Here is a 13,612-nt window from a genome sequence, read left to right on the forward strand (position 1 = left end):
GCCTTTTTCGATTCGTTTATTTCTTAGCGTTACACTTACGCCAACTCTAATGTGATGCGAACGAACTGGTCGTCTTGATACTGCACTTCATAATTGAAGGTACCACTGGCGTAAATGCTGCCAAGAAAAAGTGAACGTTGACTCATTGGTCCGCGGAACAGCATCGAAATAGGAGCGATTAGGGCGTTATTATCATCGAAGTGCTGATTTAAGTTCTCAGAAAGCACACACAGCAAACAGCCGTGTTGGTCGTGAGATAAGTCGACGTCTTCCGGTCGAGATAATAACACGGTAGTCCCCAGTTTCTTCTCAATCTCGTTGATCAGCAGCAAGTAGCTATCTAGATCGGGTTGAGGGTTGCTGGGTTTGTCTGCACCGACGCAGCGCTCGAGTAATGCTTCCAGATTTCCGTTCTCACCTTTTGCCTGCTGAGTCAAAGATTTTAACGGCTTTTTAATCAGCTTATAGCGATTACTCTTCAGTTTTGGTTTCAGCCATTTCTGAAGTAAGTCATTACGTTCTTTAAGGGAGAGGCCATGCGAGGACGCGTGAATTTTAAAGTGCAGGTGTAATAAAGCGTGAACCGCAAGCTCACTCAGAAGTTGATTAGCATCTGTAGACTGTCTTGCCTGCTTAGAACTTTGCATTACACTCGAACAAAATTAGGGAAGAAGGATAATGGTGCCGAGAGAGGGACTCGAACCCTCACACCAAAGGCACTAGCACCTCATGCTAGCGTGTCTACCAATTTCACCATCTCGGCATCATGATGCTCTGAATACTCAGAGGCCTCGAAAGAAGCAACGCGAATTGTATAACCAAAATCCACCTGTTGGCGAGAGCAAAATGACGAATTTTGGCTCTTTCGAGTTTGATTGCATATTTATTGGTCACTTTTATGTTTTTTACCATCAAAGCCTATCCTTATGCCCTTACTTTTATTAATAGTATGACGACAAAAGAGTACTTTTGCCTAAATTTTGAACGCTTGAACGTTTGCGTAAATAAATGTGATGAATATCTCTTTTTGTTGGCTATACTTGCGTCCCGTTTAAGCGGGAATTAGGGTTTAGTTGTTCAGGACCCTTACCCATACAAGCCGTCACATGGAGCAGGCCAAGCAACATGCTCGCCAGCAGTGAATGACCCCACGGACCGGACCAGCTACGTTCAATTGCTTGTATAAGGTAAAAATAAGATGTCGAACTATTCGTTCTGTCTACATTCTGGATCTAAAAGTGAGTTATCACTCGCTGCGTTGTCCCTTTCTTCTGCCAATTCCTTTGGCTCTTTTTTCTTTTTCAACGTTTAGTAGGTCCAGCTCATGAGTGTTCTATTTAGTCTATTTGGTATTGTTGCACTGCTAGGTTGTGCTTTCCTACTTTCTGAGGGTCGTTCTTCCATTAATTGGAAAACTGTATCTCGCGCCTTGATGCTACAAATGGGGTTTGCTGCTTTGGTGCTCTATTTCCCGTTGGGTCAAGCGGCGCTGGCGAGTTTAAGTAATGGGGTCGCGGGGCTACTCAGCTTTGCTGATGAAGGGATTAAATTCCTCTTTGGTGACCTCGCTTCTTCTGGCTTTATCTTCGCTATTCGTGTCCTTCCTATCATCATCTTCTTCAGTGCTCTTATCTCCGCCCTTTACTATTTGGGCATTATGCAAAAAGTGATTCAATTTATTGGCGGCGCTATCCAGAAGTTCTTGGGTACGAGTAAAGCAGAGTCTTTGGTTGCAACAGGGAACATCTTCTTATCTCAAGGCGAGTCACCACTTCTTATTCGTCCATTTCTTTCTAACATGACTCGCTCTGAACTGTTTGCCGTGATGGCTGGTGGTATGGCTTCAGTGGCGGGCAGTGTGCTTGGTGGTTATGCTGGTTTGGGTGTCGACCTCAAATACTTGATCGCGGCAAGCTTTATGGCAGCGCCAGGTAGTTTGATGATGGCAAAAATTATCGTTCCTGAGCGTCAAACGCCAAGCGATTACAACAATATTGAGCTAGATAAATCAGAAGAAAGCAACGTAATTGATGCGCTAGCAAGCGGTGCTATGGGCGGTATGAAAGTTGCTGTTGCTGTTGGTACCATGCTTATCGCTTTCGTGAGTGTTATCGCGATGGTGAACACGGGGCTAGAAAACTTGGGTGAGATACTTGGTTTCTCTGGCGTAACGCTACAAGCGATTTTTGGTTATTTGTTTGCACCTCTCGCATGGTTGATTGGTGTGCCAAGCCACGAAATCCTAGCTGCGGGTTCATACATTGGTCAGAAAGTGGTGATGAATGAGTTTGTTGCGTTTATCGATTTTGTGCAGCACAAAGCGACACTGTCTGAGCATACTCAAATTATTATCACTTTTGCGTTGTGTGGTTTTGCGAACATTGGCTCAATTGCGATTCAGTTGGGTTCTATCGGCGTGATGGCACCTGAGCGCCGCAAAGATGTTGCAAGTCTAGGCCTAAAAGCGGTTGCTGCTGGTACACTCGCTAACCTGATGAGTGCGTGCTTAGCGGGCATTTTTATCTCTCTCTAATTTAGATTGAAGATACACACTAAAAACCCGCCTAAATGGCGGGTTTTGTTATTTCTAAGGCTTGGGCATTAAGCCGTAAGGTATCGATTTAAAAGCCTCTGGGTGCTCTTGATAAGTTGGCGCTTTATGTACCCCTTTCCAATCGAGCAGCATGATGGCTAGCACGTTACGGTGTTCGCCGTACTTGAGATCAAAGTTACCGTCGACCGACGGAATCATCCCTTTTTCTGCGTTGATTGCGTGACGAATGGCTTGGCGGGTTTTCTTTACGACCGGATCATGGTCCAAGCCTGCTAACAAAAACGAAATGCCGACTTCCGCAATCACGTCTTCTTTGGCGCGCAGTAGGATAGTGTCGATATTGTTGCGAAAGTAATCATAAATCCATTGGTGTTTCTTCTCGCTTACTCGCTCCTGATAATACTGTGAATCGGCAAAGATGATGTGCGTCATCCCATAGAGTTTGTTCCAATACTGCTGAGCTGAAAGCATCTTATCTTTATCGTCGGGGTAGGTGTCACGGAAGGTTTGAGTGAATTCCTCGACCACATCTTGCTCTCCTAACTGACGAAGCCAGTAGACTTGGTTTGCAAGCTGAGCTGCCCATGCTTCTATCATCTCTTTGTCCGTAACGTAACGCGAGAAATCGTAGCGCCTAATAATTTTTCTCAGCGTTTTGTCTTGTTTATGCTTTAGGCCGTATTCGTTTGCTCTTGCCATTGCGCCAAGCAAATCCACACCAAGATAAAGGTACTCAGGATGGTGTTTAGTCACGGTATAGCGTCGCTGCCCTCGTTCGGTTTCTTTCTCTTGATACGTGGTCAGCCTTTGAGATGAATAGAGAATGATGTCTTCTGGTTCAACAACTTCATTAGCAAATTGGTTTAACCGGCTGGCTACTTGTGCCATGTCGGTCCAAATGGCAGCGTGATATTTCTCATCTAATGTTTGGCGGTACATGCGTAAGCCAAAATGGCCCTCTTTAAACGCCGGGAAAGTGAACAGTTCCTGTTCGTAGGTACTACGAATCAACTGCGCTGATTGAGTATTATCGAGAAGCGGTACCTCTTCCTGTGATGCCTGAGCTGCAAAGGTAAGTGAGCAAGAGAGTAAGACCGCTAAGCTAAGAGGTTTAATACGCATAAATCCATTCCCTATGAAGTCCTGAACCTAAACCTACCATCAATATTAATTGAGAATGTAAAAGCTGAGTCAATAGTTAAAAATTTGCCTAAAAGTCAGGTTGATACGTTCACCTTTGGTTTTCGCGGTTTTTGGTACGCAGTGCTTCCAGTGATGCTGTAGCTCGCCAGCCATAATCAGTAAGGAGCCGTGAGAAAGCTCATATTCAATCTCAGTTTTACAATGTAAATTTCTAAGCAAAAATCGACGTGTTTCACCTAAGTTCAAAGATGCGATAACAGGGTTTCTACCTAACTCTGGTTCATTATCTTGGTGCCAGCCCATTGAGTCTTGGCCGTGTCGATATAAGTTAGCGAGAACAGAATTAAAAGTGACATCAGCAACTGATTCACAACGCACTTTGAGCTGAGTTAACTCAGGAGTCCAAGGGTGAGGCTGCATGGTTAAGCCTGAGTAAGTATATGCTGCATCACCGTGCCACGCTTGTAAGCGAGGTTGAAGTACTGACTTGCCGAACATAGTAATGTGTTCTTGGTGCCATGGCAGTGTCTTTCGAAGTTGGTCAAAGTAATTATCCGCCTCAAGATGGTTAAGAAATTGAGGATCATAATAAAGTTTTCCTCTTTCTACTTCTTGCCATAGATCGCCGCCAAATAAATCGCCTTGTTGATGCATCATCTCACACCTAAAACATAAAAATTGTCAATCACTGTTACCTTTCTGATTATGATTGGTTATTCTTGTGATAATAAGAATTTTAACAATAAATAAAAAATCTCGTAGTTGTATACGAGTTGTGGGGAGAAAATGCGTTATTTACCCAGAAAACGATGCTATTTTGCATTGTTCTTCCTCACCTTTTTCGCTTTGTGTATTGGGGTTATCGAGCTGTTAAATCGAAACCAGCAAGAGCTTCACAAAGAGCGAGTTCAAGTTGAGGCCAAAGAACAACTTTCCATTCTCCGTTCCAATTTGGAAGCGGTACTTATGGCGGATATCTACAAAGCCAGTACTTTAGCGACACTCATTACGTTACTTCCTAAAAACCAAGAAGAAGAATTGAGTATCGCCGCTCACCGAATCCTAAATAAAAGTAAACATATTACAATCATCGGTATCGCGAAAAATGATGTAATTAGTCATGTATTTCCACGCCAAGGTAATGAGCGCCTAATCGGCCTTGATTACCGCGCAGTGCCACAGCAGTGGGTACAGGTGCAAAAAGCCAAGGATGTACAAGAAATTTTCATCGCAGGGCCAGTGACTTTGATTCAAGGTGGCCGAGGTTTGATCGTGCGTGTGCCTGTTTTTCTTGATCCTCCAATGAATCAGGACTACTGGGGAGTGATCAGTGCGGTGATTGATTTCGATGCTCTGATGAGAGAAACCGGCGTAATTGATTTCTCGTATCGTTACCCTTTAATGATCCGTGGTTACGATAGCGGTGGCTCATTTGGTGATGCTTTCTTTGGCGCGCAAAGTGTAAGTAGCATGGCATATGCAAAAGAGATGGTTCATTTTCCTTATGGTGGGTGGAGTATGGTGGTTTTCTCTGGAGGCAAAGCTGATCGCCAAATCTCTTGGCATCAGTTGCATTTAGCTAGAGTAATCGGCTATCCCATTATATTCGCACTTAGCCTCGCGCTGTTCGCCATTTATCGACTGTATACCATTGCAGATGACAGAGCTTTACACGATGAACTCACGAATTTACCAAACCGTCGCTATTTTATGAAGTTTTACAAGCAGCAGTTCGAAATAGCGAAACGTTATAAAAAGCGTTATAGCTTCGCCTTAATTAATATTGACCTAGATAGGTTTAAACACATTAACGACACCTATGGTCACGACGCAGGTGACAAAGTTTTAATCGCTACGGCTGAAAGGGTAAAAAGCTCTCTGCGTAAATCAGACATCGTGGCCAGAATGGGCGGTGATGAGTTCTTAGTTGTAGTTCATCACCCAGGAACGGAAGAAAATGTTCAGTCCCTTCTACAAAAACTTCGATTAGCGCTATGCTCGACGCCCGTCATTTACGATGAAACGCTTATCTATTTGAAAGCCAGTATTGGGTACGCGATATTTGACCCGAAAATGTCATCTCCTGAGCAAATGATGAAAATAGCCGATGAGAGAATGTATCAACAAAAGCATGGCGGATGAGCCTGAACCCAGTTTCAATAAGGGGTTAGAGGAATGGTAAAGTTGGGAGCCCGAAATCTCATCATCATTGAGGTGCAAGAATATGTGACTTCATATGTTCACAGACACTTTGCTGAGAGAGTCGTTATTAGCAGTGCATTCAGTGGCATATTTGAATAATGTTGCATTTTGCAAATGCAGTTTGCGAAATTAATGGTTAATAAAGCAACGATATGCATCTGGATCTACTAAAAAACGGCTTTTTTAAAGTTGGCACGCATCGTGCTTTACTTAGAGTGACCCTTATTAAGCCGAGGGTCACCTAGCCAACTGACGTTGTTAGTGAATACAAATTGTTCACAAGTATATACCGCCAATCACGTTTATTGTGATTGGCGTTTTTTCTTTCTAAAGCCCGATGATATTCACGTCGCTGCCCGTCTCATCAGCTTCTCCGCACTTGCTGTAACAACTAGGTTGTCTTGGACAAACCGCCCCTCTGGAGCAGATCAACCTTGCTTGGGTTTGAATCCCGCGCTCTATCCAGTTGATGTTTAATATCTTAGCGATAGTCGTTAAGTCTTTTTTGATGTGGGGAGGAATAACACTACTTCCGCCGGAAGCGACACAAAGGGACTTAAGTTCTTCCGCTATGGAAACGGCATCGCCACCTTGTGCAGAAATAGCAGGGTTAAGATCAATACCGGCACATAGCACGCGATTATTTCCCGCAGGGTCAAATACGTTGACCGATTCGCAGCAGTAGATACGTGGCTCGTCGCCAACATTTAAGATCGAGATTTGCGCTGAACTGGTATCCAAAGGCTGGGAAAGGCGTCGGAATACCGCCCAGTGCTGGCAAGGGTCGTTTACTTTGCGCATGTTGCCCCAAGGCAATGGAATACCATTTCCTCGATACACTGCTTTTAACTTGCCGGGGCCATAGGCATCAAAATAGTGCCAATGAGGGTAAGGCGAGACCACCGTCATGCGACGCATTGCAACGGAAGGAGAAACGCCGGCCTTTTTGTGAACATCAATTTCGTAACCGGAGCGGTCAAGCAACTGACGAAATGGTACTTTGGGGCAAAGCAAGGCACCAGCAAAAAAGCTGGACTCAAAATCACGCCAAGCTTGCAGGATATCTTGCGAATTGAGTTCAGAGTTCGACACAGGGCTGTCCATTTGCTCCCAATTGTTTTGATGCCCGATAGATAAAACGTTATTCATTGCATCGCTGCTATGGAGCACTCGATGGCCGATATATACCGCCAAGTCATACTTCAATCGGGTTGGATAGTCACGCATTCGTTTATTGAGATAAATAGTCCCAGGTGGCTCCATGAAAGACGTAATCAACTGTTTGGCGCTGACGCCCAGTTCATCAATCACATCTTGTGGCGCTCGATCTACCCAGCGGATATCCAATCCCATACTCTTTGCAATGTCTACGAGATCTTCTACAGATAGATTCAGCCGCTTCAAGCCGACCTCTTCGGCGGCGCGCTCTAAATCAGGAAAATGGTTTTGATGGTTTTCTTGGTGTGCGCGGATCAGTAAGTGGGCGAATTGACGCCCCGTGATACCTGTTTGGGAGAGCATTTCTGGTATCGCGATTTGAAGAATATCATTGGAAAACAGGAAGCTCGGCTCCAACGCCATGCCACTAATCCCGCCACGATTTCCTTTGTTGGGTGTGATGGCTTCTAATTCGGGTTCATCATCTAAAAACCACGCCGGATCTTTTTGAAAAACTTCCGCGATCACTTCGAGCATATCGATACTCGGTACGCGTTTTCCGCGCTCAATCATCGAAAGGTAAGAAACCGAAGGAGCGTACTCTGGATTAATTCTTACACAACGGGCAGACAAATCTTCCATCGTTAAATGGTTGTTTTTTCTTAGGTTACGAATTTTCGTACCAAGAAAATGAGACTGACGAATAAGGCTTTTTGACACAGACATTTTGTAAAATTCACATTGTAAAATTTTTGTTGTGAAATTGTAGTCAATATTTCGCTAGTCTACATAATGAGCAGGCAAGGAAATTAACCATCCACTTCACAGAATTGCCTGAAACTTAAATAAAGGATTTAAGTTTTTACTCTAGGACGAGTTTTTAAGTGCGAGGATATGACGATGAATATGCTGAACTTCGATAAAAAAGAGATGCAACAACAACAACGCCCATTTATCGCTGAAGCCGTATTTGCCGTCGAAGCGGTAAGTGCTGAGCAGCAGAGTGAGAAACAAGTAAAAGCGAAGCAACTCCTTGACCGCATGTTCCCATTGGAGAACGGGTCGCACCAAGATGTATCAAGTTACGTGATTGATTACCGCCATGTTTTGGCTTATTTCAAAGACGGTACACACAGCGGCCTGAAAAGCCCGAAACATTTTGTGGCGTACACTGGTGGAAAGGAAGATCCAAAGTCGATTTTGTTTAAAGATGATTCGGGCAATCATGTAGAAGTGCTGTTTGGCTGTCACAAAGGCACTGGTTGCGTGGAATTAGTGGACATTGACGATATTCAATTAGAAACTCGCACGACGTTTCATCCTGAACTAACTGGCAATGCACCAACCGCGATGCGCCATTGGATAAGTCTAATCAAAGGCGACAAAAAAGGTAAGCCGATGGCATGCAGTGAAGATAAAGAATATACCGCAAAAAATGGTGACGACTACATTCTAAGTTACTGTTACAGCGTCGATTAAGATACTCATGATTGGATACAAAACCCCCGCACTTTACAGCGCGGGGTTTTCTTTTTCATCATAAAAGTCGTTTTCGCTTAGCCAGTTTATTTAAATTGGCATCACGCGGTTACGACCGAGTTGTTTTGCTTCATAAAGCTGTTTATCGGCTTTATTGATTAAGGCTTCAGGCGTATCACCCGGCTCAAATTCTGCTACCCCAAAAGAAGCTGTAATGCTGTGAACTTGTGTGCCTGAGCGCTTATCTCTTATACGCAGTTTTTCTATCATCCGGCGTAGTGTGTCTGCATATTGGCGAGCAATTCGCAGAGATTTGTTAGGTACAATTAACGCGAATTCTTCACCACCAAAACGGTACGCACATATCCCATCTCGACAACTTTGTTGTAGCCGGCGGGCAATGGCTTTTAATACTGTATCGCCAAAAAGGTGCCCGTAATTGTCGTTAAATGATTTGAAATGATCGATATCAAGCATGATCAAGGTCATTGCCTGATTTGATGCAATAAGTGAAGAGAGATCTTTGTCAAATGCTCGGCGGTTGTATAGGTTTGACAAACCATCGAACAACGCATCTTGCTGTACTTCAGCCAGTTGGTTTTTGAGGCGAGAAATTTCTTCACTCGCGTTAGTCAATTGGCTATTCAAAAACTTTGTTGAGTGACGAATTTCGTGTGACTCTGCGACAAGTTGACGAATCACTACCATCACTTCTTCAATGCTTAGGCTATTGTCCTCAACTTTTTCCAGTTTATTAAAGCTTTTGTCTACCATCTCAGAAAAGGAGGAAGTATCTGAAATCGTATCGCTCATTGAACTGGATACTTCGTGTAGCAGAACTTCTACATTGGTTCTAAGATCTTCAAGGCTGGTTTCTGCTTTGCTGGCCACATAGTTGTTGTAAAGCTGTTTATTGGTTGCTGGCGGGCAAATACCGTAGTTTTCTAACACCATGTCTAACTCAAAGTTGAGTTCTGGAATGGTCTTGTCAACGTAGGTATACCAAAGCGCGTAGTTGGCTGGCGTGGCAGCAACATGGTTTTTGATCATCAGTGGGACCGCTTTTTTTAAATTAGCGGTTGATTTCTTAAACTCGTCGGTCATTTCTGCGATGGTACTAGCAAAATGGGATTGGGCTTAGATTAACGGATATTAACTAATGTCGCTTTAATTTTTATCACTTTTGCATGGTTTATATAGAAAATGAGTGATTAAGATCGTGATCAATACCGTTGGATTCGAATTTTATAAAATATCAGTATGAAACATGTACAGGCATTTGGTGGTATTGCGTGTTTTGAGATATCCAGCAAATGGATTCTGTGTAAACGTTAGTAACCTAATGATCGTCAAACTCTCGTTTTCGTATAAAAGCAAGTAAATCAAAAGGCTTAACGTCAGGGTCTCCGTGAAAAGAACTCGTAGACGAAGAATTAACATCTGAGGGTGCGAATTGAAAAAGAAAATAGGACTTTATTGGTTCACGAACGACTTGCGATTGCACGACAACCCACTGTTGAAAAGCGCCAGTGTAGAAATGGACGAGTTAATTTGCTTGTATTGCTACCCTTCAATGACGCCTTACTTGCATCACTTTGCGCAGGAAGCCTCTTTCGGGCGCGCGAAATTGCAGTTTCTCGACTCATCGCTTAGTGAACTCAATCAATCTTTGAATCACCTTGGTCAGCGATTATGGGCGGTTGAACTAACGCCCGATCAAGCAATCAAGTATGCTGTTAATCGCTTCGGCGTCACACATATATATGCTGACGCCTTTCCCGGTTCGGATGAGCAACAAGCGTTAGATCGCGTAGCTGAAGGCGCTTCTCATGTAAAAATAAAACAGCAAGCAATCCGGACCCTGTTAAGGGAAGAACAACTGCCATTTGACTTGAGCAATCTGCCTACCACTTTCACGCAGTTTAGAAAGCAAGTTGAAGGTTTAGACATCTCTCGGCCCCACGAGAGTATCCGTTCGTTACCTCCAATTCCTTTAGGTGTGAATCTTCCTTCCGTTACTGCATATTACTTTGACGCAAAAGCTGCGTTTCATGGTGGAGAAAGCCGCGGGCTTGAACATTGTCGCCAGTATTTTGCTTCCACACTAGCCAGTGAATACAAACAAACACGCAACGGTTTAGATGGCATGGATTACTCAACCAAGTTCTCTCCTTGGTTAGCTCATGGGTGCGTTTCTCCGAAAACTATTTATGCCATGTTGAAACGTTATGAAGCGGAGAATGGTGCAAATGATTCAACCTACTGGATTTACTTCGAACTGCTTTGGCGTGAATACTTTTATTGGTATGCCCGTCGACACAAGCGACAGCTCTTCCGATTCGGTGGCATCCAAAATCGAGCACCACTCACCAGCTTTTACGCGCACCGTTTTCAACAATGGAAGAAAGGTGAAACGCCATTTCCTATCGTCAATGCGTGTATGCACCAACTTAATGAAACGGGTTATATGTCGAATCGTGGCAGACAGTTAGTTGCCAGTTGTTTGGTGCATGAGCTTGGCCTCGATTGGCGTTATGGCGCGGCGTACTTTGAGTCACAACTGGTCGATTACGATGTGGCATCAAACTGGGGAAATTGGCAATACTTAGCAGGCGTTGGTGCTGATCCGCGTGGTTCACGACAATTCAACCTCGAAAAGCAAACCGAAATGTACGACCCGCACATGGAGTTCATCGATAGGTGGCAAGGTCGTTGTCCTGGCGCGCATTTGAATAGTGTAGACATGGTCGATTGGCCGATTGTGATGGGCAGCAGTGACAAAGCTTCGTCATCGGAGAAACCGTAATGCAATTTGAAACCGTACGATTGATCTTGGGCGATCAACTTAACAGTGAGCACTCTTGGTTTCAGCAACCGGATGAGCAAGTGCTTTACCTGATTGCGGAGCTCAAGCAAGAGAATACTTACGTCACGCATCATATTCAGAAAGTGTGTGCGTTCTTTTCCGCAATGGAACAGTTTGCGAAAGAGCGTCAGAGTGAAGGTCACCAAGTTCTGCACCTCACGTTGGATGACACACAATCCTTCGACGATCTTGAGCAAGTCTTGCAACACTACGCGAGTGAAGTTGGTGCAAGTAAGTTTGAATATCAACGCCCGGATGAATACCGTCTTCTGGAGCAGTTAGCCAAACTAAAGCTTGATGGGGTCGTGACGCGTTGTGTCGACTCGGAACATTTTTTGTTGCCGTTTGAGGAAATAGAATCGCAGTTTCCTCAAGGTAAACACATCATGATGGAGCACTTTTACCGCCGTATGCGCAAGCGCTTCGACATCTTGATGCAAGACGGAAAGCCCGTCGGCGGAAAATGGAATTACGATGCCAATAATCGTAACAAGCTCAAAGCCAAAGACATTGAACAACTGCCACAACCTTTGATGTTCAGTACTGACATCCACGGCATTATTGAGCGGCTGGCACGACATGACATCAAAACCATCGGAAATCTCGAAGGGGACTTGTTGTGGCCGATTAATCGCGCGCAAAGCCTCTCTTTACTCGCGCATTTCTGCCAAGTCTGTCTGCCGTTATTCGGACGTTTTCAAGATGCCATGACAGGCCAGCACGACGCTAAGTGGAGCTTGTATCACAGCCGAATTTCATTCTCGCTTAACAGCAAATTACTGCACCCGAGAGAAGTCATTGATGCTTCACTCAAGGCATTTCATTCCAACGCGGACATCGACATTTCTCAAGTTGAAGGGTTTATTCGCCAAATCTTAGGATGGCGAGAGTACATTCGAGGGGTCTATTGGGCGAACATGCCTCATTACCCGAAAAACAACGAATTGGTCGCAGAAAGAAAGCTGCCAGATTTCTTCTGGAATGGTGAAACTAAAATGGCTTGTATGCGCAATGCGATTGGGCAGTCCCTCGATTACGCCTACGCACACCACATCCAACGATTGATGGTCACTGGTAACTTTTGCTTGCTAACCGAGATCGACCCAGATCAAGTGGATGAGTGGTATCTCGGTATCTATGTTGATGCGATTGAATGGGTCGAAATGCCGAACACACGTGGCATGGCATTGTTTGCGGATGGCGGCATTGTTGGCACCAAACCTTACGCGGCGAGTGGTTCTTACATCAACAAAATGAGCGACTACTGTAAGGGTTGCTATTACGACAATAAGGCGAGGAGTGGGGAAGGATCGTGTCCGTTTAACAGCCTTTATTGGCGCTTTATGAACAAACACGACAAGCGCCTCGCAGCCAATCCACGAATCGGGATGATTTTCCGCTCTTGGGACAACATGGAAGAACAACAACGCCAAGCGATTCTTGATACCGCAGAGCACTACATAGAAAACGTGGAGAACTTGTGATGGAAATACTCATCGTCGGTGGCAATGGTGGAATTGGTTTGGCGATGGTGAGAGAAGCCGCAGCTCGGTTTCCTCAAGCTCGCGTGCATGCCACTTATCGTAAGCAGCAACCAGATTGGCAACACCCAAATGTCGTTTGGCATCAAGTGGATGTATCGCAAGACGAGCAGGTAAAAGCGTTCAGTGAGCAGATTGAACACGTCGATTGGTTGGTGAACTGTGTTGGTATGTTGCACACCCAAGAGAAAGGTCCTGAGAAGAATCTTAGCTCGCTCGACGCAGACTTCTTTCAGCAAACCATCACGGTTAATACTTTGCCAAGTTTGCTGTTGGCGAAATACTTCACGCCCAAGCTAAAGCGCAGTACTGCACCCAAGTTTGCGACCATTTCGGCCAAAGTTGGCAGCATTAGCGATAATCAGTTAGGTGGTTGGTACAGCTATCGAGCATCGAAAGCCGCATTAAACATGTTCCTAAAAACCATGTCGATCGAATGGCAAAGAGTGGTCAAACATGGCACGGTGCTTTCACTTCACCCTGGCACCACAGATACCGCTTTGTCGGCACCTTTTCAAACCAATGTCCCAGAGGGAAAGTTGTTCACGCCAGAGCGAGTTGCTAAGGATTTATTAGGCTTGATAGAAAAAGCAACCCCGCAAGATAGCGGGGCGTTTTGGGCTTATGATGGGACGTTATTACCTTGGTAAGAGAACGCGTACAAACGTT

Annotated in this window: 11 protein-coding genes and 1 tRNA gene; 6 read left to right on the forward strand and 6 right to left on the reverse strand. The window is 44.7% G+C overall.

Annotation, left to right across the window (positions count from 1 at the left end; genetic code table 11):
- Nucleotides 1–35: 35 nt before the first annotated feature.
- Together R7Z50_RS00265 and R7Z50_RS00270 are read right to left on the reverse strand one after the other, a co-directional pair.
- Nucleotides 36–647, reverse strand: coding sequence for a DUF2913 family protein (locus tag R7Z50_RS00265; RefSeq protein WP_005374167.1), 612 nt, complete (start codon nucleotides 645–647; stop codon nucleotides 36–38).
- Nucleotides 648–679: 32 nt separating this feature from the next.
- Nucleotides 680–763, reverse strand: a tRNA-Leu gene (locus R7Z50_RS00270).
- 561 nt (nucleotides 764–1,324) lie between these two features.
- Between R7Z50_RS00270 and R7Z50_RS00275 the strand changes: the two genes are divergently transcribed.
- Nucleotides 1,325–2,533 carry a NupC/NupG family nucleoside CNT transporter gene (locus tag R7Z50_RS00275; protein ID WP_017635515.1) on the forward strand — a complete coding sequence of 403 codons (1,209 nt, stop codon included), beginning with the start codon at nucleotides 1,325–1,327 and terminating at the stop codon, nucleotides 2,531–2,533.
- Between the two features lie 54 nt (nucleotides 2,534–2,587).
- Here R7Z50_RS00275 and R7Z50_RS00280 read toward each other — a convergent pair whose 3' ends face one another.
- Both R7Z50_RS00280 and R7Z50_RS00285 read right to left on the reverse strand, forming a co-directional pair.
- On the reverse strand, nucleotides 2,588–3,676 hold the full coding sequence (locus tag R7Z50_RS00280) for a DUF3541 domain-containing protein (protein ID WP_005384167.1): 1,089 nt from the start codon (nucleotides 3,674–3,676) through the stop codon (nucleotides 2,588–2,590).
- Between the two features lie 69 nt (nucleotides 3,677–3,745).
- Nucleotides 3,746–4,351: an alpha-ketoglutarate-dependent dioxygenase AlkB family protein gene (locus R7Z50_RS00285; protein ID WP_065275108.1), complete on the reverse strand. Its 606-nt coding sequence runs from the start codon at nucleotides 4,349–4,351 to the stop codon at nucleotides 3,746–3,748.
- A gap of 132 nt (nucleotides 4,352–4,483) precedes the next feature.
- On the opposite strand from R7Z50_RS00285, the gene R7Z50_RS00290 reads away from it, so the two are divergent.
- Nucleotides 4,484–5,839: a sensor domain-containing diguanylate cyclase gene (locus R7Z50_RS00290; protein WP_258477699.1), complete on the forward strand. Its 1,356-nt coding sequence runs from the start codon at nucleotides 4,484–4,486 to the stop codon at nucleotides 5,837–5,839.
- A 387-nt stretch (nucleotides 5,840–6,226) separates the two neighbouring features.
- On the opposite strand, the gene R7Z50_RS00295 is transcribed toward R7Z50_RS00290, so the two are convergent.
- Nucleotides 6,227–7,783 carry a DUF3612 domain-containing protein gene (locus tag R7Z50_RS00295; RefSeq protein ID WP_080773721.1) on the reverse strand — a complete coding sequence of 519 codons (1,557 nt, stop codon included), beginning with the start codon at nucleotides 7,781–7,783 and terminating at the stop codon, nucleotides 6,227–6,229.
- A gap of 174 nt (nucleotides 7,784–7,957) precedes the next feature.
- On the opposite strand from R7Z50_RS00295, the gene R7Z50_RS00300 reads away from it, so the two are divergent.
- Nucleotides 7,958–8,536, forward strand: a complete 579-nt coding sequence (locus R7Z50_RS00300) for a malate synthase (protein ID WP_064354490.1) — start codon at nucleotides 7,958–7,960, stop codon at nucleotides 8,534–8,536.
- A gap of 90 nt (nucleotides 8,537–8,626) precedes the next feature.
- Here R7Z50_RS00300 and R7Z50_RS00305 read toward each other — a convergent pair whose 3' ends face one another.
- Nucleotides 8,627–9,640: a GGDEF domain-containing protein gene (locus tag R7Z50_RS00305; protein WP_047102820.1), complete on the reverse strand. Its 1,014-nt coding sequence runs from the start codon at nucleotides 9,638–9,640 to the stop codon at nucleotides 8,627–8,629.
- A gap of 349 nt (nucleotides 9,641–9,989) precedes the next feature.
- On the opposite strand from R7Z50_RS00305, the gene R7Z50_RS00310 reads away from it, so the two are divergent.
- From R7Z50_RS00310 to R7Z50_RS00320, 3 genes are read left to right on the forward strand one after another with little or no spacing between them, the layout of a single operon-like run.
- A complete protein-coding gene (locus tag R7Z50_RS00310) occupies nucleotides 9,990–11,342 on the forward strand; it encodes a DASH family cryptochrome (RefSeq protein ID WP_318148789.1) in 1,353 nt (450 codons plus the stop codon).
- On the forward strand, nucleotides 11,342–12,886 hold the full coding sequence (locus tag R7Z50_RS00315; protein WP_238855209.1) for a cryptochrome/photolyase family protein: 1,545 nt from the start codon (nucleotides 11,342–11,344) through the stop codon (nucleotides 12,884–12,886). Before R7Z50_RS00310 ends, R7Z50_RS00315 begins: the two co-directional genes overlap by 1 nt.
- Nucleotides 12,886–13,593, forward strand: a complete 708-nt coding sequence (locus R7Z50_RS00320; RefSeq protein WP_017819732.1) for an SDR family oxidoreductase — start codon at nucleotides 12,886–12,888, stop codon at nucleotides 13,591–13,593. The genes R7Z50_RS00315 and R7Z50_RS00320 overlap by 1 nt, the downstream gene beginning before the upstream one ends.
- Nucleotides 13,594–13,612: the final 19 nt, after the last annotated feature.

This window comes from Vibrio sp. 1249-1, assembly GCF_033340495.1.

What these genes read in the sequence shown, in the direction of transcription:
- R7Z50_RS00285 (WP_065275108.1), bottom strand. Translation starts at nt 4,351, where the DNA reads ATGCATCAACAAGGCGATTTATTTGGCGGCGATCTATGGCAAGAAGTA.
- R7Z50_RS00300 (WP_064354490.1), top strand. Translation starts at nt 7,958, where the DNA reads ATGAATATGCTGAACTTCGATAAAAAAGAGATGCAACAACAACAACGC.
- R7Z50_RS00290 (WP_258477699.1), top strand. Translation starts at nt 4,484, where the DNA reads ATGCGTTATTTACCCAGAAAACGATGCTATTTTGCATTGTTCTTCCTC.
- R7Z50_RS00275 (WP_017635515.1), top strand. Translation starts at nt 1,325, where the DNA reads ATGAGTGTTCTATTTAGTCTATTTGGTATTGTTGCACTGCTAGGTTGT.
- R7Z50_RS00315 (WP_238855209.1), top strand. Translation starts at nt 11,342, where the DNA reads ATGCAATTTGAAACCGTACGATTGATCTTGGGCGATCAACTTAACAGT.
- R7Z50_RS00295 (WP_080773721.1), bottom strand. Translation starts at nt 7,783, where the DNA reads ATGTCTGTGTCAAAAAGCCTTATTCGTCAGTCTCATTTTCTTGGTACG.
- R7Z50_RS00320 (WP_017819732.1), top strand. Translation starts at nt 12,886, where the DNA reads ATGGAAATACTCATCGTCGGTGGCAATGGTGGAATTGGTTTGGCGATG.
- R7Z50_RS00265 (WP_005374167.1), bottom strand. Translation starts at nt 647, where the DNA reads ATGCAAAGTTCTAAGCAGGCAAGACAGTCTACAGATGCTAATCAACTT.
- R7Z50_RS00280 (WP_005384167.1), bottom strand. Translation starts at nt 3,676, where the DNA reads ATGCGTATTAAACCTCTTAGCTTAGCGGTCTTACTCTCTTGCTCACTT.
- R7Z50_RS00305 (WP_047102820.1), bottom strand. Translation starts at nt 9,640, where the DNA reads ATGACCGACGAGTTTAAGAAATCAACCGCTAATTTAAAAAAAGCGGTC.